This window comes from Erythrobacter sp. S249 (assembly GCF_057364975.1).
The window spans coordinates 524,758-544,006 of the sequence record NZ_CP200287.1 but is presented as its reverse complement, the minus strand read 5'-3'; the positions used below and the strand labels follow the sequence as shown (position 1 = coordinate 544,006).

The 19,249-nt window shown below is 56.9% G+C and carries 20 protein-coding genes; 8 read left to right on the top strand and 12 right to left on the bottom strand.

Annotated elements, in window-relative coordinates; all coding sequences use genetic code 11:
* Positions 1–54 precede the first annotated feature (54 nt).
* From AC0V6V_RS02625 to AC0V6V_RS02610, 4 genes are all read left to right on the top strand, one after another.
* Positions 55–846, top strand: a complete 792-nt coding sequence (locus tag AC0V6V_RS02625) for a double zinc ribbon domain-containing protein (protein WP_486163916.1) — start codon at positions 55–57, stop codon at positions 844–846.
* Between the two features lie 378 nt (positions 847–1,224).
* Positions 1,225–1,623, top strand: coding sequence for a phosphoribosyl-AMP cyclohydrolase (gene hisI / locus AC0V6V_RS02620; protein ID WP_486163915.1), 399 nt, complete (start codon positions 1,225–1,227; stop codon positions 1,621–1,623).
* A gap of 45 nt (positions 1,624–1,668) precedes the next feature.
* Positions 1,669–2,139 (top strand): MerR family transcriptional regulator, encoded by a 471-nt coding sequence (locus tag AC0V6V_RS02615; protein WP_486166185.1) that lies wholly within the window; start codon positions 1,669–1,671, stop codon positions 2,137–2,139.
* 47 nt (positions 2,140–2,186) lie between these two features.
* Positions 2,187–3,992, top strand: a complete 1,806-nt coding sequence (locus tag AC0V6V_RS02610) for an acyl-CoA dehydrogenase C-terminal domain-containing protein (protein ID WP_486163914.1) — start codon at positions 2,187–2,189, stop codon at positions 3,990–3,992.
* Between the two features lie 63 nt (positions 3,993–4,055).
* Here the strand turns inward: AC0V6V_RS02610 and AC0V6V_RS02605 are convergent, their stop codons facing one another.
* From AC0V6V_RS02605 to tyrS, 5 genes are all read right to left on the bottom strand, one after another.
* Positions 4,056–4,241: a hypothetical protein gene (locus AC0V6V_RS02605; RefSeq protein ID WP_486163913.1), complete on the bottom strand. Its 186-nt coding sequence runs from the start codon at positions 4,239–4,241 to the stop codon at positions 4,056–4,058.
* A gap of 76 nt (positions 4,242–4,317) precedes the next feature.
* Positions 4,318–5,238: a cysteine synthase A gene (gene cysK, locus AC0V6V_RS02600; RefSeq protein ID WP_486163912.1), complete on the bottom strand. Its 921-nt coding sequence runs from the start codon at positions 5,236–5,238 to the stop codon at positions 4,318–4,320.
* Position 5,239: 1 nt separating this feature from the next.
* Complete coding sequence (locus AC0V6V_RS02595) at positions 5,240–6,553, bottom strand: MFS transporter (protein WP_486163911.1); 1,314 nt, start codon at positions 6,551–6,553, stop codon at positions 5,240–5,242.
* A gap of 91 nt (positions 6,554–6,644) precedes the next feature.
* Positions 6,645–6,986, bottom strand: a complete 342-nt coding sequence (locus AC0V6V_RS02590; protein WP_486139002.1) for a PilZ domain-containing protein — start codon at positions 6,984–6,986, stop codon at positions 6,645–6,647.
* 113 nt (positions 6,987–7,099) lie between these two features.
* Complete coding sequence (tyrS, locus tag AC0V6V_RS02585) at positions 7,100–8,329, bottom strand: tyrosine--tRNA ligase (RefSeq protein WP_486163910.1); 1,230 nt, start codon at positions 8,327–8,329, stop codon at positions 7,100–7,102.
* Positions 8,330–8,417: 88 nt separating this feature from the next.
* On the opposite strand from tyrS, the gene AC0V6V_RS02580 reads away from it, so the two are divergent.
* A complete protein-coding gene (locus AC0V6V_RS02580; RefSeq protein WP_486163909.1) occupies positions 8,418–8,933 on the top strand; it encodes a DOMON domain-containing protein in 516 nt (171 codons plus the stop codon).
* Here AC0V6V_RS02580 and AC0V6V_RS02575 read toward each other — a convergent pair.
* Positions 8,930–9,424: a TspO/MBR family protein gene (locus AC0V6V_RS02575; RefSeq protein WP_486163908.1), complete on the bottom strand. Its 495-nt coding sequence runs from the start codon at positions 9,422–9,424 to the stop codon at positions 8,930–8,932. The genes AC0V6V_RS02580 and AC0V6V_RS02575 overlap by 4 nt on opposite strands.
* A 93-nt stretch (positions 9,425–9,517) precedes the next feature.
* Between AC0V6V_RS02575 and AC0V6V_RS02570 the strand changes: the two genes are divergently transcribed.
* Complete coding sequence (locus AC0V6V_RS02570) at positions 9,518–10,720, top strand: exo-beta-N-acetylmuramidase NamZ family protein (protein ID WP_486163907.1); 1,203 nt, start codon at positions 9,518–9,520, stop codon at positions 10,718–10,720.
* A gap of 156 nt (positions 10,721–10,876) precedes the next feature.
* On the opposite strand, the gene AC0V6V_RS02565 is transcribed toward AC0V6V_RS02570, so the two are convergent.
* Together AC0V6V_RS02565 and AC0V6V_RS02560 are read right to left on the bottom strand one after the other, a co-directional pair.
* Entirely contained in the window at positions 10,877–12,139 is a 1,263-nt protein-coding gene (locus tag AC0V6V_RS02565) for a serine hydrolase domain-containing protein (protein WP_486163906.1), read from the bottom strand.
* A 34-nt stretch (positions 12,140–12,173) separates the two neighbouring features.
* A complete protein-coding gene (locus AC0V6V_RS02560) occupies positions 12,174–13,358 on the bottom strand; it encodes a vWA domain-containing protein (RefSeq protein WP_486163905.1) in 1,185 nt (394 codons plus the stop codon).
* A gap of 161 nt (positions 13,359–13,519) precedes the next feature.
* Between AC0V6V_RS02560 and AC0V6V_RS02555 the strand changes: the two genes are divergently transcribed.
* A complete protein-coding gene (locus AC0V6V_RS02555; protein ID WP_486166184.1) occupies positions 13,520–14,920 on the top strand; it encodes a methyl-accepting chemotaxis protein in 1,401 nt (466 codons plus the stop codon).
* On the opposite strand, the gene AC0V6V_RS02550 is transcribed toward AC0V6V_RS02555, so the two are convergent.
* Together AC0V6V_RS02550 and AC0V6V_RS02545 are read right to left on the bottom strand one after the other, a co-directional pair.
* Positions 14,917–15,780 (bottom strand): AAA family ATPase, encoded by an 864-nt coding sequence (locus tag AC0V6V_RS02550; RefSeq protein WP_472645345.1) that lies wholly within the window; start codon positions 15,778–15,780, stop codon positions 14,917–14,919. The genes AC0V6V_RS02555 and AC0V6V_RS02550 overlap by 4 nt on opposite strands.
* A gap of 127 nt (positions 15,781–15,907) precedes the next feature.
* Positions 15,908–17,113 carry a serine hydrolase gene (locus AC0V6V_RS02545; RefSeq protein WP_486166183.1) on the bottom strand — a complete coding sequence of 402 codons (1,206 nt, stop codon included), beginning with the start codon at positions 17,111–17,113 and terminating at the stop codon, positions 15,908–15,910.
* 184 nt (positions 17,114–17,297) lie between these two features.
* Between AC0V6V_RS02545 and AC0V6V_RS02540 the strand changes: the two genes are divergently transcribed.
* A complete protein-coding gene (locus tag AC0V6V_RS02540) occupies positions 17,298–18,518 on the top strand; it encodes a bifunctional alpha/beta hydrolase/OsmC family protein (RefSeq protein ID WP_486163902.1) in 1,221 nt (406 codons plus the stop codon).
* On the opposite strand, the gene AC0V6V_RS02535 is transcribed toward AC0V6V_RS02540, so the two are convergent.
* Together AC0V6V_RS02535 and AC0V6V_RS02530 are read right to left on the bottom strand one after the other, a co-directional pair.
* Positions 18,515–18,910: a hypothetical protein gene (locus tag AC0V6V_RS02535; protein ID WP_486163901.1), complete on the bottom strand. Its 396-nt coding sequence runs from the start codon at positions 18,908–18,910 to the stop codon at positions 18,515–18,517. The genes AC0V6V_RS02540 and AC0V6V_RS02535 overlap by 4 nt on opposite strands.
* Complete coding sequence (locus tag AC0V6V_RS02530; protein WP_486163900.1) at positions 18,903–19,241, bottom strand: hypothetical protein; 339 nt, start codon at positions 19,239–19,241, stop codon at positions 18,903–18,905. Before AC0V6V_RS02530 ends, AC0V6V_RS02535 begins: the two co-directional genes overlap by 8 nt.
* Positions 19,242–19,249 lie beyond the last annotated feature (8 nt).

The window sequence follows — 19,249 nt, the reverse complement described above, 5'->3', positions numbered from 1 at the left end:
GGCGCTGCCCTGCCGTGCTTGCCACCGCAGTGCAAGCCATGCGAGGGTTTGTAGATGGGTTTGGGTGCGCATATCGCCGAAGGGCTGAAGCCTGTGGTGGACTTGGTCTATCCGCCGCGCTGCCCGCTATGCGGAGATGCGACTGCCGATCAGGGCGGCGTATGCAGCGCATGCTGGGGCGATCTGGTCATTCCGGGGGAGCCATCGTGCAAAACCTGCGGCAGGCCATTTGGCTCCGATCAGATGGAAGAAGAGGCGCTTTGCGCGCCGTGCATGGCTGACCCGCCCAAGCATTCCGGCATTGTGGCGGCCACGGTCTATAACGATGCCTCGCGTAAGTTGATCCTGACCTTCAAGCATGGCGGCAAGATCTCGCTCGCGGGTTTGCTCGGCCGATTGCTGGCCGCGCGGCTTCCCGATCCGGGGGAGGGCGATGCGCCGCCACTGCTGATCCCCGTTCCATTGCATCGCTGGCGGCTGTGGCAGCGCGGCTTTAATCAATCCGGCTTGCTGGCTACCGAACTTGCGAAGCGGGGTAAGGGCGAAGTGCTGGTCGATGGCTTGGTTCGGCGAAAACGCACGCCAAGCTTAGGCGGGCTCGGCGCGAAGGAGCGGCGCAAGACCTTGTCTGGCGCGATTGCGATTCGAGAATCGCGCAAGGCGGCGATTAAGGGCCGCGATGTGATTCTTGTCGATGATGTTCTCACCAGCGGAGCGACCAGCGATGCCTGCGTCAGCGTACTGCTGAGAGCGGGCGCTCGCTCCGTCACGATCGCATGCTTCGCGCGCGTCGTAGACAGCGAGTTTGACGCATCGCTCCACCGCCTGAGTGCGGCTGAAGCTTAAGAAAAAGAAGCCCGAAAACACAACGCCCGAGGCCATTACGACCCCGGGCGCCACGTGACGAAAAAATGCGGACCCGCTCTTAAAGAGCTCAGGCAGCCACCCCCTAACTTGGCTACCAGGATCCAATCCCTCATCGTTCGAACTGTCTCTTGCCAACACCCCGCGGCCGGCGAAGAAACAGCCACCCCCTGAACCTGGCATTCTTAAGACGCCGGTATCCGGTGGACAGACCCGCTAAGGCCTGCTGAGACGCTTTGTCTCATTGGAGTCTTAATTCGCAAAGGTCGAAACCGATGGCTGGTGGATTTTGCGTAGGCTCTGTGGTTATCGTGCAACAAGCCATCGCATTAGCAGCCCCATTCACCGAAGGATTCACAATTGAGCAACGATTTGGGCGGCGGTGACGCTGCGGAAAAGCGGAACCGAGAGCAAGGTGGCGAGCTGCTGCCTAAGTTTGATGATCGCGGTTTATTGAGCGCAGTGGTTACCGATTCGGGGACTGGTGAAGTCCTGATGGTCGCATTCATGAACGCTGAGGCTTTGCAAAAGACTATCGAAACGAGGCGCGCGCATTTTTGGTCGCGCTCGCGTCAGAGTCTTTGGATGAAGGGCGAGACTTCGGGTAATGTTCTCGAGGTTCAAGAGATGTTGGTGGACTGTGATCAAGATGCGATTGTGCTGAAGGTTCAACCATCTGGGCCGACGTGCCACACTGGCGCGCGCAGCTGTTTCTATCGCCGGATAGAAGGTGGCCAATTGGTCGAGGCCTCTCGTTAAGGTCAATACTTGACGCTCACGTAAAGGTAAGGTAGATGATTGTGCATGGCTACAGCACACGCACAATCATCTTCTCGCAAAGCCGACGTTTCCGGTGAAACAGGCCGGCGCCGCAATGGCGCGCATCTTGATCGCCCGGATAAGCACGAGCGTGAACAGTTTTCCATCTCTGACCTGACCAGCGAATTTGAGTGCACCGCACGCGCGCTGCGCTTTTATGAGGACGAGGGGCTTATCTCTCCGGCTCGCGTCGGGCTGACCCGGGTCTATTCAAAGCGTGACCGTGCGAGGCTCGCCTGGATTATGCGGGCAAAGAACGTCGGCTTTAGTCTGACCGAGATCCGCGAGATGATCGACCTCTACGATCTCGACGATGGCCGCGTGGAACAACGCCGTGTCACGATCGAGAAGTGCCGCACGCACATCGCCAAGCTGAAAAGCCAGAGGGCCGATATCAACTCCTCGATCAAGGAACTTACCGATTTTGTGGCCGAGATCGAAAAGCTCGATCTTTGACCGCCTAACCCCCCTGAACACTCAACACTCCACTAAGGGATCTAGTGATGCCAACATACACCGCTCCAACCCGCGAAACCCGTTTCATCATCAGCGAAATGCTCGATCTGGCGAGCTACGGCAATCTGCCGGGCTTTGAGAATGCGACGCCTGACATGATCGATACGGTTGTGAATGAAGCCGGCAAGTTTTGCTCAGAAGTTCTCGCCCCGCTCAACCAGATTGGCGACGAGCAAGGCTGCACCCGTCATGAAGATGGTTCTGTGACCACGCCGGATGGCTTCAAAGAAGCCTATGAGGCATTGGTCGAGAGCGGTTGGACGACGCTGACCGGGCCAGAGGAATTTGGCGGTCAGGATCTGCCGCATGTTCTTGGCTTTGCGTTTGAAGAATATATCGGCACCGCGAACCAGGCGTTTGCGATGTATCCCGGCCTGACTGGCGGCGCGACAGCGGCCTTGCTGGCTGCGGGCACGCAAGAGCAAAAGGAAATGTACGCGCCTAAGATGATCTCTGGCGAATGGTCGGGCACCATGAACCTGACAGAGCCGCATTGCGGCACTGATCTTGGCATGATCCGCACCAAGGCTGAACCGAAGGGCGATGGTTCCTACGCGATCACTGGCACCAAGATTTTCATCTCCGCTGGCGAGCACGACCTCACCAGCAACATCATTCACTTGGTTCTGGCGAAGACACCGGGCGCCCCGGATAGCTCCAAGGGAATTTCGCTGTTTGTGGTTCCGAAATTCATTGTTGATGAGAACGGCGAACCGGGTGAGCGCAATGGCGTATCGTGTGGCTCCATCGAAAAGAAGATGGGCATTCACGGCAACGCGACCTGCGTTCTCAACTATGACGGCGCCACCGGTTGGATGCTGGGCGAAGAAAACCGAGGTCTCGCCGCAATGTTCGTGATGATGAACGCAGCGCGCCTCGGCGTTGGTATGCAAGGCCTCGCGCAAGCAGAAGTCGCCTACCAAAACGCTGTCACCTATGCGCTTGATCGCCGTCAGGGCCGCGCTCTGACCGGTCCAGCAGACACCGAAGCTCAGGCTGATCCGATCTTTGTCCACCCGGACGTTCGCCGGATGTTGATGGACGCGAAAGTGTTCAACGAGAGCATGCGTGCACTGTGCCTTTGGGGCGCATTGCAGGTGGACCTCACGCACAAAGCGCAAACCGAAGAAGAGCGCCAGCTCGCGGATGATCTGATCGGTCTGATGACCCCGGTCATCAAAGGCTACGGCACTGACAAGGGCTATGACATCGCCAACAACATGCAGCAGGTTTACGGCGGCCACGGTTATGTGACTGAGTGGGGCATGGAGCAATTTGTCCGCGATAGCCGGATCGCGATGATCTACGAAGGCACCAACGGCGTGCAAGCGATGGATCTTTGTGGCCGTAAGCTCGCATCAAAGGGTGGCCGCGCGGTTCAGGCCTTCTTCGCGATGATCGACGAAGAGATTGCCTCTGCGAAGGACTCGCCCGAACTGGCTGACGTTGCGACCAAGCTTGAAAAGGCGCTGGGTGAGCAGAAAGCCGCGACCATGTGGTTTATGCAAAACGCGATGGCGAACCCGAACCACCTCGGTGCTGGCGCGCACCACTATATGCACATCATGGGCATCGTGTCGCTCGGCTTTATGTGGCTGAAAATGGGTAAGACCGCGCTTCAGCAGCTGGCAACGGACACAGAAGACCGCGCGTTCTACGAAGCTAAGCTGACCTCAGCGGCGTATTACGCCGAACGCTTCCTGCCGGATGCGGGCGCTCTGCGCCGCAAGCTGGAGGCTGGCTCTGAAAATATGATGAAACTGTCGGCAGACGCGTTTGCCACAGCGGCGTAACGCCAAATATCATCGTCACGTGAAAAGGCCCGAGAGCGCAAACTCTCGGGCCTTTTTCGTGCCTTAGGCGGAACTTGCTCCGGCCATAATTTTCTCGGCCACTTCCTCAATCGAACCGGTGACGAGCAGCGGGCTGCCCCCGACCATTCCGACATTGGTTTGGCCATTTTCGCCGGTGCGGAGCCAGGCGATGTTGTCTGCCACCACCATGTAATTTCCGCCGCGCGATTCAAGTAGGATGAATTTCATATCAGTATCTCCAGACCTCGCCTTTGATGAAGCGATAAGGTCAAGATCAGATTAAACTCACGGCTTGGATCGGGTGTTATTCCACCGGCAGGAAGTCGGGCACGGAAAGATAGCGCTCGCCGGTATCATAGTTAAAGCCGAGCACGCGTGTGCCCGCATCCAGATCTGGCAGTTTCTTTGCAATCGCAGCCAGTGTTGCGCCGCTGGAGATACCGATCAGCATCCCTTCCTCAGCGGCTGCGCGTCGTGCCATTTCGCGGGCATCCTCTGCGTCTACCTGGATCGCGCCATCGATCGCGTCCGTGTGAAGGTTGCCCGGGATAAAGCCTGCGCCAATACCCTGGATTGGGTGAGGGCCGGGCTGGCCGCCATTGATGACGGGTGACAGCTCTGGCTCCACGCCATACGCCTTGAACCCACTCCAGCTCTTTTTGATTTCCTCTGCGCATCCGGTGAGATGGCCGCCCGTTCCGACGCCGGTGATCATTACGTCAATCGGTGTGTCGGCGAAATCGGCGAGGATTTCCTTCGCAGTTGTGCGGGCGTGAACCGCGACATTGGCTGGGTTCTCAAACTGCGATGGCATCCAAGCGCCTTCGGTGCTCTCGACAATTTCGGTTGCGCGCTCAATCGCGCCCTTCATACCTTTTTCTTTCGGGGTAAGGTCAAAGCTTGCACCATAGGCCAGCATCAGGCGGCGGCGCTCAATGGACATGCTTTCGGGCATAACAAGCACCAACTTATAGCCCTTAACCGCCGCGACCATGGCGAGACCAATACCGGTGTTCCCGCTGGTCGGCTCAACGATTGTGCCGCCAGGTGCGAGCTTGCCCGATTGCTCAGCGTCTTCGACCATAGCGAGGGCGATGCGATCCTTGATCGAGCCGCCAGGATTGCTGCGCTCTGATTTCAGCCACACTTCATGATTGGGGAACAGTCGTGACAGGCGAATGTGCGGGGTGTTGCCAATCGTCTCGAGAATGTTTGCAGCTTTCATCTCAGGCCTCCTGATGTTTTTCCTTGGGGGATATTGTTTCTGATGGTGTGTTTAGCATGTCTTCCGGCGGATCGAAGCTCTTAGTCATCCGCAACACAGGGAATATTCGGCTCCACAGCCCAACGGTTACAATCGCGCCAATTCCGCCGGCCACAACGGCGGCAACCGGGCCAACGGCGCTGGCGAGAAAACCGGAGAACGCATCCCCACCTTCATTGGAGGCGCTGATCGTAAGTAGCGACGCGGAGGACACCCGGCCTCGTTTATCATCGGGCGTGTGCAGCTGGATCAAGGATTGCCGGATATAGACGCTAAACATGTCCGCTGCGCCGACAATTACCAGCATCGCGAGGCTCAGCGGCATCGACGTGGATAGCCCGAAGACAATCGTCGCGAGGCCGAACACTGCGACGGCCCACAGCATTTTGGGGCCTACATTGGTCTTGAGCGGCCGAAATGAGAACCACAGGGCAGTAACCGCCGCGCCGACCGCAGGTGCCGCGGCGAGGAAGCCTAGTCCAACTTCTCCCGCGTTCAGGATATCGCGTGCGTAGACCGGGAAGAGCGCTGTCGCTCCCGCAAGAAACACCGCAAACAGATCAAGCGTGATCGCGCCAAGGACCATCTTGTTGCGGACAACGTAAGACACACCATCGATGATCGCGCCGATTGGGCGCTGGTCCTTGCGGGTCGCCGGTTGAGGCACTTTCCCAATGATGGACAGTGCGATCAGCGAGACTGCGAACAAGGCGCAGGCCGCGAAGTAGGGAAGGGCAGGCCCCGCTCGGTACAGCACCCCACCAATCGCTGGGCCGAGGATCATGCCGACCTGCCAAGCGATGGATGACAAAGCGATTGCCATGGGCAGCAGCGCCTTTGGAACAAGATTGGGAGCCAGCGCTGATAGAGCTGGTCCTGCGAACCCCCGCGCAATGCCCAGCAGGACGGCTATCGAGAACAGAACCGGGAGTGTGATCGCGCCGCTCCACGTGAACCAGGCGAGGGCGGCGGCGCAGGTAAATTGCAAAAATACGGTCAATTGCGCGAGGCGCCGCCTGTCAAATCGGTCCGCTGCGAGACCCGTAAACGGTGTCAGCACGAACAAGGGCAGGAACTGAAAAAGGCCGATAAGCGCAAGCTGGCCGGAAGCCTCGGCAATGCTCATCCCGGCATCGCGCGCGATATTATAAGTCTGCCAGCCAATGATCAGCAGCATGGCGTATTGCGCCAGCGTCATCGCAAAGCGGCTGACCCAATAGGCGCGGAAATTGGGAACCCGGAACGGGTGGCTTGGAATTTGATCAGTGTCGCTCACGCATGGGCAATGGCAGGCGCAACATGGCCTGCCAAGGTGCGAGAACTATTTGTTGTATCGCTGCCCGGTCAAACGGACTGGCGACAAGGGTCTAGCGCTTGCGGCGCAGGCGCGGATTGGGCTGAAGCGCGTCAATTATTTCGATAAAGTCGTCAATCCGAATGATCCGCTCAAACTGAAAGCCTGCCCGTTCTTCGTGGATCCAGATCAAATAGGCTTCGATCCGGCCAACAATCGGCAAGCGGATGATCACGCGATCACCGCGATTGAGATTGCCGCTCGCATCGTCGACCATAAAGCCGTGCGCGGACAAGTTTGATACATGTAATTCGAGGTCGCCGTGCGCAAAGTGCTCCACAATCACCGGGAAATCGACCGGGTGACGTGCAGCTCGACGCATATCAGTGACGCTCAGATTCGCTCCGGCTGACACAGTTCTCGACCCTCCATTATTGTCCGAGTGACAACTCTAATGGATCGAAAAGGCTGACAATTGGTAAAGCTGGCGAAATAGAGCGCGGTTTAGAACTGTCACAAAGGCGGAATTTAGCGGGTAATCAGCCCATGCTTCTTCTTGCCCAGGCTCAGTTTCAGGGTCTCGCCATCCGCCGGTGCCACGAGAAAACCGGGCTCTGTGATGGCCGTGTCATCGATCTTTACCGCGCCCTCGGCGATCTTGCGTTTCGCCTCGCCATTGGAGGCTGTGAAGCCGATTTTGGTTAGCACCGCGCCGATCCGCATGCCATCTGCGCCCACCGCCAATGATGGCAGATCTTCGCCCGCACCGCCGCCAGCAAAGGTTTCCTTCGCAGTTGCTTCGGCGGCTTTGGCAGCCTCATCGCCGCGCACCAGCTTGGTCACTTCGTTTGCGAGCACGACCTTGGCATCGTTGATCTCTGCGCCCTCAAGCGCCTCAAGCTTGGCGATCTCCTCCAGCGGCAGGTCTGTGAACAATTTCAGGAAGCGGCCCACGTCGCGGTCATCGCAATTGCGCCAATATTGCCAGAAGTCATAGGCGGGCAATTGATCATCGTTGAGCCAAACGGCGCCCGATGCGGTCTTGCCCATCTTCGCGCCATCCGCCGTGGTCAGCAGCGGCGTTGTCAGGCCATAGAGCTCGCGGCTCTCCATCCGGCGCGACAATTCCATGCCGTTGACGATATTGCCCCATTGATCGCTACCGCCCATTTGCAAGCGGCACTCATATCGGCGCGCGAGCTCTAGGAAGTCATAGGCCTGAAGGATCATGTAATTGAATTCGAGGAAGGTAAGCGGCTGTTCCCGGTCGAGGCGCAAGCGGACCGAATCGAAGGTCAGCATCCGGTTGACCGTGAAGTGCGGCCCGACATCGCGCAGCAATTCGACATAACCGAGCTTTGACAGCCACTCGTCATTGTCGACCATCACCGCATCGCTTGGTCCGTCGCCGAATGTCAGCAAACGCTCAAACACCGTGCGGATCGAGGCGATATTGCCCTGAATAGCATCCCCGGTCAGCAGTTTGCGGCTTTCATCCTTGCCGGAAGGGTCGCCGACCTTTGTCGTGCCGCCGCCCATCACAACAATCGGCTTGTGGCCGGTCTGTTGCAGACGGCGCAGCATCATGATCTGGACCAGGCTGCCCACGTGTAGGCTGGGCGCGGTCGCATCAAAGCCGATATATCCCGGCACAACCTGCTTAGCCGCGAGCTGATCGAGCGCGCCGCTGTCAGTGACTTGGTGGATGTAGCCGCGTTCATCGAGCAGCTGGAGCAGATCAGATTCGTAAGCTTTCATGATGGCGAGCGCTTAACAGTGTGCGAAGCGGCGGGAAAGTCATGAATGGCCATTGTCTGGCGCGCGCTGCTCGGCGATAGGGTCTCCCATGCAACCACTTATGCTTCATCGGACATGCGATCTCGGGCCCATCAACGCGGTTACGGCGCAGATTACGCCCACGGCGGTTGGCTGTGATGCGGAATTTCGCTTCGACGGGGCGATTGGCGGGATCAAAGTGCCTCAGCACGCCGGGCCAGAGCGCAAAGACTTCCTGTGGAAGACGACCTGCTTTGAGATTTTTTGGCAGCCGATTGGCGGCACATACTACCGCGAGTTCAATCTCTCGCCCTCTTCGCGCTGGGCGGCCTATGATTTTGACGACTTTCGCGAGGGCGCTCGCGATGCCCCGGTCGATGCGATTGCCGTATCATGCTCATATAGTGACAATGAGCTGGTGCTAAAGGCGAGCATTGCCGCCGACTTGCCTGGTCCTGCGCAAGTCGCGCTCAACGCCATCGTTGAGCATGGTGACGGAGCAATCCAATATTGGGCGCTGGCATTCCCGCCGGGCAAGCCGGAGTTTCACAGCGAAGCCTGCCGGCAATTGGTGGTCGAGCGCTAGGTGTCCTGCGCGGCGCCGCTGCCGAAGGGGCGGTTGAGCTGCACGATCTTCCAATTGAGGAATGCCGCGAAAGTCACCCACGCAAGATATGGCGCATTCAGCCAGCCTGCGAGCGTGGAGTAATTCGGCAAGACCAGCACGAGCGAAAGCACCGAAAGCCACAGAAAGACGTTTTCAAACAGCGCCCAATCTGGCCGTTTCGCTTTGAAAAACAGCGGCGACCAAGCAAGGTGCAGCGCGAAGTTCATGCCGAACAGTCCGGCGATTATCCGCTGATCAGCGGGCGAGGGCGCGTTTGTCCATGCGAGATACAGGCTCCAGGCCGACAGGCCGAGGATGATCGTCCATGCTGGACCGAACAACCAATCCGGCGGCTGCCAGCTTGGCTTGTTCAGATCGCGATACCACTCGCCAATTTCGGTCAGAAGGCCGCCTGCTCCGCCGAGAATGATCGCCCAAAGGGCCGCGATAATAGCGAGGGTCCAGTCCATAAGACGCTGCTATAACCACAATTGATCAAAGCGCACAAAATTTATGTGCAAAAGCGAGTTGCCTTTGCCGCGCGCCTGCCGCAAATCCATGCCATGAAGTTTGGAATTGATCGCCTGTTGGCAGACAAGCCATTGCTCAGCGCTCTGGAGGGCAAACGCGTCGCATTGGTCGCGCACCCGGCCAGTGTCACCGCTGACCTCACCCATTCGCTCGATGCGCTGATCGCTGCTGGGGTGAATGTCACCAGCGCATTCGGCCCGCAGCATGGGCTGAAAGGCGATAAGCAGGACAATATGGTGGAAACGGCGGACGAGACCGATCCGCAATACGGCATTCCGGTGTTTTCGCTCTATGGCGAAGTGCGCCGTCCGACGCCTGATATGATGGCGAGCGCCGATATCTTTTTGTTTGATCTTCAAGATCTTGGATGCCGCATCTACACCTTTGTGACTACGCTGCTCTACCTACTGGAAGAAGCGGGTAAGGGCGGCAAAGAGGTTTGGGTGCTGGATCGCCCCAATCCCGCTGGTCGGCCAGTCGAGGGCACCTTGCTTGTGCCGGGCCACGAGAGCTTCGTGGGAGCCGCGCCCATGCCCATGCGGCACGGCCTGACGCTCGGCGAGATGGGCCATTGGTTCATTGCGCACTTTGGCCTCGATGTGGATTATCGCGTGGTTGCGATGGAGGGCTGGGAACCGAGCGGTGAGGGCCATGGCTGGCCCACGTCGCGGATCTGGATCAACCCTTCACCCAATGCCGCCAATGTGAACATGGCCCGCGCCTATGCGGGTACGGTGATGATCGAAGGTGCCACTGTGTCAGAGGGCCGCGGGACCACGCGGCCACTGGAAGTCTTGTTCGGCGCGCCAGACATTGATGCAAAGGCAGTGCTGGCAGAGATGCACGGCCTCCAGCCTGATTGGCTTCAGGGCTGCGCTTTGAGGGATTGTTGGTTCGAGCCGACCTTCCACAAGCATACAGGAAAGCTGTGTAACGCCTTGATGATCCATGCAGAGGGGCCGCATTACGATCATGATTTGTTTAAGCCGTGGCGTCTTCAGGCGCTCGCTTTCAAGGCGATCCGCAGCCTTTATTCTGACTATGAACTGTGGCGCGGGACGGACTTCAAATACGAATACACCAATGACGTGCTGGCCATCGATGTGATCAATGGCGGGCCATCTTTGCGGGAATGGGTCGACGATGCAGCAGCGCGGCCAAGCGATCTCGACGCGCTGGCGTCAAACGATGAAGCCGCGTGGGTGCAGACCGTTAGGGAGCATTTGCTGTACTAAGGAGGAGCGTCCGTCTTTTTGGGGTGGTAGCAACCTTATTGAGTCTCCAAGACCAGCAGCCAGCGTCAAATCATGAGTCTTCCGAATAGAAAGCTAGCAATGGGCCTAACAGTTGAAGCAATGCAAAGCTGATTGGAGAGTTTCCGCGCGGTTCGGCTAGTTCTCCTCCTTACCCATTGCGGCATTCTCGCGGGCCATGAATTCAGTGAGTAGCTCAATCCCAGTTTCGACAAACACTCGTCCACCGCTACCTGCCAACATGACGATGCCAATGTCCTGCTCTGGAGCAAACGCATAGAGCGACGCAAATCCATCTGCATCGCCGTCGTGCAGATAGATTGTTCCTTCTTCCTCACGAATCTCGATAATTCCAGTTCCAAAGCGAACGTCTTCATTCCGACCCGCTTCAGTCTCTTGGGAGAGGATCAGCTCAGACACTGTCCCATCGGCGATATAGTCGCGATATGCACTCAGTTGGGCAACCTGCAGTCGCGCCAAGTCTTGGGTCGAGGAATAAACGGCGCTTCCTGGAGTTCCCATGCCCATATTCGAAGCTGCGGTTGGGGTCTGCCTGTTATCCTTCCGATACGGCGTCGCTAGTCGGTTTTGCTGTTCTGCGCTTAGCGTGACCACCGTATCTGTCATGCCGTATTTTAAGGCGACGCGGTCGTTCAAAAGCGCAGCGAATTGCTCATCGGCAATCACTTCGTTGATGAGGCCGACGATGGCATAGCCGCAACTCGTGTAACCGAAGCCGGCAGGTTCTGCAGGTAGCGATAGTTCGCGCAAATCGGCGATCAACTCAGCACGTGAATATCCATCGAGCCATGGTTCACCGTCTTGGCGCTTCGCATAAAGTGAACAGTTCTCATCTTTGATGCCAGTTCGGTGATGGAGCAACTGCCTGGTGGTGATGTTGGCAAGGGTCGCATTAGTTTGAGCTCCCAGAAGGGGAGCAAGATATCTCGTGATAGGCGCTTCGGGGTCCAACCTATCTGATCTAATCAGACTGTTCGTAACAATTCCGGTGAGCGTTTTTGACAAAGAGGCGATCTGGAAAATCGTGTCCTCCGAGACCGGCGTATTTTGTCCGCGTTGCAGCGTCCCAAATGAGAGATATTCGATTGTTCCGTCAGAGCGGACGATTGCGGTAGAGAGCGATGGAAGGTCTTCTTGCTTCACCACAGACTGAAGCCGCGTCCTAGCAGTATCGACCATCAAGCGGTCGTCTGCACCCGATTGCCCATCAACCGCAGGAGGGGCAGATGTTTCAACCCGATCCACACACGCCGTGAGCGTAACGAATGAAGCAAGCACGGCGAGCACGCGGACTGAGATCATGTATGAAGACCTTTTTTTACCGAATAGCGGGTGATCGAGGATGTCGTTGATTTTGGTAGAAACAATAACACTATGCAAGCGTCCGCCTTTCGGTCGATAGTTGACATCAGGACTAATGCCCCACCTTGCGGCTCAGCTCCCGCGTTGCATCGTCCAGACCGTCCAAGGTCAGCGGGTACATCCGGTCATTCACCAGCTGCTTGAGCATCTTGGTCGATTGCGAATAGCTCCACTGCTTTTCAGGCACAGGGTTCAGCCAAACGGTCGCCGGATAGGTGTTGGTCACCCGGTTCATCCAGATCGCGCCAGCTTCCTCATTCATATGCTCAACGCTGCCGCCGGCATGGGTGATTTCATAGGGGCTCATCGCCGCATCGCCGACAAAGATCACTTTGTAATCATGCCCGAATTTGTGGAGCACATCCCACGTCTTCGTGCGTTCCTGCCAGCGGCGCGAATTGTCTTTCCACACGCCTTCGTAAAGGCAGTTGTGAAAGTAGAAGAATTCGAGGTTTTTGAATTCTGAGGAGGCTGCGCTGAACAGCTCCTCGCACAGCTTGATGAAGGGGTCCATCGATCCGCCAACATCAAGGAACAGCAGCAATTTCACCGCATTGTGCCGCTCGGGGCGCATATGAATGTCGAGCCAGCCCTGCTTTGCGGTGCCATCAATGGTCGCATCCAGATCGAGCTCATCGGCCACACCTTCGCGGGCGAAGCGGCGCAGGCGGCGCAGCGCCATTTTGATGTTGCGCGTACCCAGCTCTTTGGTGTTGTCGAGGTTTTGAAACTCGCGCTTTTCCCAAACCTTGATCGCGCGCTTATGCTTGCTCTCGCCGCCGATCCGCACACCTTCCGGGTTATAGCCGCCATGCCCAAATGGAGACGTTCCGCCGGTTCCGATCCACTTATTGCCGCCTTCGTGGCGCTTTTCCTGTTCCTCAAGGCGCTTTTTCAGCGTGTCCATGATCTCGTCCCAATCGCCCAGGGATTTGATCTTTTCCATCTCCTCTTCGCTGAGGAATTTCTCGGCGACGGCCTTTAGCCAGTCCTCTGGAATATCGACTGGGTTTTGGCCGTAATCGGACAGAATGCCTTTGAAAACCTTGTTGAAGACCTGATCAAAGCGGTCGATCAGCCCCTCGTCTTTTACGAAGGTCGCACGGCTGAGGTAGTAGAAGGCCTCAGGCGTTTGCTCGATCACATCTTTGTCGAGCGCCTCCAGCAAGGTGAGGTGCTCTTTGAAACTGGCCGAAATCCCGGCTTCACGAAGTTCGTCGACGAAATTGAAAAACATGGGCGAAGCTCTAACTGCAGCGGTGCCTCGGCGCTAGTCCTGAATGTGTGAATACGAGTGCCGTGGGCGGCCAAATTTTGCCGTTTTCTCGGTCTCTTTAAGCCTTCGCTAACCATCACTGGTTACCAGAGGCCCCACACAGATTTTAGGAACAGGTACTGATGAAAGCATTTGAGATCGATCGTGAGGGTGCCAGCGCCCTCAAGGCAATTCCAGAGAGTTGCAGCTCGGTCACTTTGGGCTGTACCGATGTTGCCGGTATTGTCGCCGGAGTTATTAAATCCTCTCAGGCCCTGCGCGAAGAGCACAAAGCGCTGCGTGATACCGTTTCAGAACTGGAAGCGGATCAGACAAAGGTCTCTGAAGCGAGCGATGAAGCACGGCTTCTGTCAGAGCGCGCAATTGAGCGGTTGGGCGAGGGCACCTCGCTTATCCAATCATCATTGGAACAGATCAATGCCGTCCTCAACTTGGTCGATACCCTCGGCCAACATGTGACAGGCTTTTCCGCTGCAATGGAACAAGTGAAGCGCAGTGCTCATGACATTGATCAAATTGCAGAAACGACCAATATCCTAGCGCTGAACGCGACTATTGAAGCGATGAGGGCTGGGGAAGCTGGCCGGACCTTTGCGGTGGTGGCTGGAGAGGTCAAAAGTCTGGCCAATGACACGCGCAAAGCGACAGAGGAAATTGCTCTAACTATCGACCGCCTGGGTGAGGAAGCCAGCAGTGTGATCGGTCAGATCGAGCAAGGATCGATTGCGAGTGACGATGCGAAGGCTTCCGTTGCGCGGATTGAAACGACGATCAGCAGCGTTGGCGAACTGGTGGAAGAGGTCGACAAACAAAACGATGTGATTGCCCGGTCCACCGGAACGATCAGCGGCCATGTTGGATCGGTCCAAGAAGTTATTGCGCGCTATGATATTTCCGCTCGTGAGAACGAGGAAGATCTGCAAAATGCGCACCTGCGCATGATGGAGCTAGAGCTTACTGCTAGCGAGATGTTTGATAAAATTGTCCAAGCTGGTCTGTGCCCAGAAGATGAGGCAATGGTCTCGCGGGCACAGGAATTTATGCAAGAGCTGGTGGTCCATACAGAGGCTGCGCTCGAAAATGGTGAGATCACCGAAGCGGAACTGTTTGACCATAATTATCAGCGGATTGCTGGCAGCAATCCAGAGCGTTTCCGCAACAAACTGACCGATTGGGCCCATCAAAACTGGCGGCCGTTTTTGGACAGAGCGAAGGATCTCGATTCAGCGATCGTTGCTGCTGCCTGCACTGACGTAAATGGCTTTCTGCCGACGCACCTTAGTGAGCGGTCCAAGGAGCCGACTGGCGATGTCGTTCATGACACGACGTATTGTCGCCACGGCCGCATAATCCTCGACCCAATCGACAAGAAAGCAAAATCTAGCAACGCACCGTATATGATGGCCGTCTATCGTCAAGAGGGTAACGGCGAGCAGTACATCGTCGTTCGCAACGTCTACATGCCGCTGTTCTTTAAAGGCCGCCGTTGGGGCGATCTGGAGCTTGCTTACTCGTTTGACTAAGTCGGATTGCGCCGCGCCATAAAGGCCAGCCGTTCAAACATCATCACGTCCTGCTCATTCTTGAGCAGTGCGCCGTGAAGCGGTGGAATGGCGCTGTTCGGATTGGCGTCCTGCAGCGTTTCCAGCGGCATATCTTCGTTCATCAGTAGCTTTAGCCAGTCGAGCAGCTCGCTGGTTGATGGCTTTTTCTTTAGGCCAGGCACTTCGCGCAGCTCATAGAAGATATCCATCGCCTTTTTGACCAGCGTCTTTTGGATGCCAGGATAATGCACGTCGATGATCGACTGCATCGTGTCGCGGTCTGGAAACTTGATGTAGTGGAAGAAACAGCGGCGCAGGAATGCGTCTGGCAATTCCTTCTCATTGTTCGAGGTGATGACCACGATAGGGCGCTCTTTCGCCGCCACGCGCTCTTGCGTTTCGTAGACGTCAAAGCTCATCCGATCGAGCTCTTGCAAGAGATCGTTGGGAAATTCGATATCGGCCTTATCAATCTCGTCGATCAGCAGCACGGGCAGCTGCTCAGAGGTGAAGGCTTCCCACAGCTTGCCCTTCTTGATGTAATTGCGGATGTCGTGGACGCGTTCCTCGCCCAGCTGACCATCGCGCAGGCGCGCAACCGCATCATATTCATAAAGGCCTTGCTGCGCCTTTGTGGTCGATTTCACGTTCCACTCGATTAGCGGCGCGCCGATGGCTTTTGCAATTTCGTGCGCCAGCACTGTTTTGCCGGTGCCAGGTTCACCCTTGACCAACAGCGGGCGGCGCAGCGTCACCGCAGCATCCACTGCGACTTTCAGATCATCGGTGGCGATGTAATCATTGGTGCCTTCAAAGCGCTGCTGCGTCGTGTCGGTCATGGGTTTTCCTGTAAATCTCAATTGGCAACTGGACTTGACGCGAGGGTTAAGGTCGATCCGTTCAGGTGGCAAGGGTGACGCTACGTAAGCTCGCGCTCAAACCGGAGGGCTGTTCTCGGAGACCGCTTTAGCGGGGCAGGGCAAGGATGCGCTGCGCGATCAGCTCCAGCGCAGTGTTTTCCAGCGCAGCATCGGGATTGTTCCAGCTGAGCACAAGGACGTGGTTGTTGCCAGACTCGTCGGCGAGAAGCCATGTGAGGTTAAGGACGCCGGGCTCTGATCCGCCCTTATAGCCCACATATCGCCATTGATTGCGCAGATTGTCTGGCATGCTGGGATTGATCGCCATGATCGACAATGCGCCATCGTGGGATTCTGTATAAATACGCTGAAGCAATTTTCGCAGATCATTGGCGCTCGCGAACCACTCAACATCCAGCGCGACCGGACCGGTTGCAAAGGCTAAATTGATCTCTTCAGCGGTGATGGAGGCTGCTTCAAGCTGCTCAAGCATTTCGAGCCGGCGATCGCGATTGCTCTCCGCCTGAAAGGCTTCGAGTGCTTGCTTGGAGCCGCCTTTTAGCGCGAACATTTCTCTGGTTGTGAGAAAGGGATCATTCTTCGATGGATCGCTATGCCCGCTCTCGATCAGCGCGCGCAAAACTCGATCTCTTCCCAGCTCTTTGATCAACTGATCGGTCGCTGTGTTGTCACTGATCGAGATCATCAGGCTAGCCAGCGTGTGCAGCGTGACTGGCGCGGAATTCCGCCAGTCTTGCATCATGCCACTGGGAAAGCTCTTTTCAGTCAGGGTTACGACCTCGTCCCAGCTCCGCTCGCCGGCCCGGACATCTTCTGCGAGAGCTGCGAGCACATAAAGCTTGAACGCTGAGCCAATGGCGAATTGCTCATCAGGATTGACGGAGAGGACGGGGGCATCGCCGCTGATGGGGCCATAATACGCGCCAACTTCGCCTGGTAACGCAGCGAGATCTGCTTCGATCTTGGCAAGACTGTCATCGATCGCATCAAATTGGCGCAGCAGCAGGCCTTCGATTTTGTGCGGCTCAGTTGAACTCAGCGCCAGCGTGCCTTGTCCAATCGCCTTTTCAAATCGAATAGCGATGTTCGCGGTGAATTCTCCGGTTGGCTCAACGCTCTCCACTCCGATTGCGGCGCCAAATTGCGAGGTCAGCTGCTGCGTGACGATGTTGAATTGTGCTGGTGGCACTGACGCGAGAAATTGCGGCCCGAACACATCTTCTGGCGCTTTTTCTCCATTCATCAGAGCGACCACATCCTGCGCGCGTGCGTTCAGCGGCTCGGAAGTCACCGTCTCGCTAGTGGGCGAGTCTTGGGCCAATACGGAACTAGGGACGAGTAGAAGCGAGAGAGCGAGTGCAAGGTTTCTGAGCATAGCACGCACAGTGCATCGCGCGGTGGTGTTCCGCAAGGCGTAACCAAATGGCTTGAGCGCGCTAATAGCCCTACAAGCATCACCCATTGGAGGGCCCGCAATGCCGACAGAGACTTTTTCGATCACGACAACCGCCGGGCACAGCCTGGACGGGGCGCTTGAAATGCCCACGGGGCTGGTCAGAGGCGCTGCGGTTTTTGCGCATTGCTTCACTTGCACCAAGCAAAGCCGCGCCGCGATCAGCGTCGCTCGGGCACTGGCTGCTCAGGGCATTGCGACACTCAGGTTCGACTTCACCGGGCTTGGCGGAAGCGAAGGTGAGTTTGGCCGCGCTGGCTTTGCCACGGACATTGCCGATCTGGTCGCGGTCGCTGGCGCTTTGCGGTCGCGTTTCGACGCGCCTTTACTAATGGTTGGACACAGTCTTGGCGGAGCAGCGGTGCTGGCCGCGGCGCATGAGCTGGGCGCGGAGAATGTTGCGGCTGTCGCGACCATTGGCGCACCTTCGGACGTTCCGCATGTGCTGCACATCATCAAAGGCGATCACGAGGCAATCCGAGCCGACGGCGAGGGACCTGTGACAATTGGAGGGCAAAGGTTCTCGGTCAGCCGGGAATTTCTTGAGCGAACGGAGTCGGTCAAATTGCTCGATCTCGTTAAAGAGCTCCGGCTACCATACCTCGCGCTGCACTCGCCTACCGATACAATCGTCGGCGTAGAGCATGCGGCGACTTTGTTTCAGGCCGCTTTTCATCCGAAAAGTTTCATCAGTCTAGACGATGCCGATCACCTTTTGACCAAGGCAGAGGATGCCGAATATGCCGCTGTAGCGATCGCTTCATGGGCGAAAAGATACCTCAAGAGTTGCGGTGAGACCGAAGTGCCGGAAGCGGGCGTTTTAGTGAAATCTGGTCACGGCAAGTTCGGAACTGAGGTGTTCACTACCAGCCACCGGTTCGTCGCTGATGAACCGCGCAGCTATGGCGGTGATGACAGCGGCCCGACCCCTTATGATCTGCTCAACGCCGCGCTGGGCACTTGCACTGTCATGACCATGAAGATGTATGCAGACCGCAAGGGCTGGCCGGTCGACGGCTATCAGGTGCATGTGACTCATGAGCGGGATCATGCGAGCGATTGCGATCATTGCGAGGAGGAGGGCGAAGGCGCGCAAATTCAGGCGCTCAACCGCTCAATCACGGTTCTGGGCGACGACCTGACAGCTGACCAGCGCGCCCGGATAATTGCGATTGCGGACAAATGCCCGGTGCACCGCACGTTAGAAGGGCATCTGCATATTCACACTGAAACGGCGGGTTAGAGGCGGGCAGATGCCGTCAGCGCGACCAGCGCAAACTGCACAGCAAGAAGCACGATGGTAGCGACTTTCCACCCGGTTGCGGCGTCTTTCATCCCCCTGTCCCAGGTCCATGCGCCAATTGCTCCGGTGGCGATGGCCGCGCCAGCAATGGTGAAATATCCGCTCTTGCTGATCAGCAGCATGAAGATTGCGAACATAACGATCGATTGCAGCAAAAACGCGGCTGCAAACCAGGCAATGGGGATGGGGCGGTAGGCCGCATCGGGAATATGCCAATCAGGCAGTGCGCTGTCTGGGCGCGAAATCCGACGGTCTCCCGCCATGATGTCTTCCTCGCGCGGGTTGGGGTATTTTCTTGGCGCGTCGTCAGGCTGGTCCTGATCGTCAGGCATCAATCAAAACCCAGAAAACTTCCGTTTCGCCTTTGTGTTGAGCAATATTTAGAGTGAGCGGGCGATCTTCACCACAATGCTCGCACCAGAATTTGATCGAAATCCCGTCACGTCGTGCACTTGGATTACCAGACGAATTTGAGTCGAGCATTCTCACCGTAGTCGTGCCAGCATCCACCTCTGAAACGGTCGTTGCCTCCGCGTCTTCTGATCTGTCGAAGACTAATACTTCGTTGTGGTGTAGGTAGCTTCCATCGCACCTAGGACAGAGTAAATCGGCGGTACCGCTTCCAGATCCGGTGCGTGTTTTGATTTGATCCGAAGTCTGCATTTTTGATC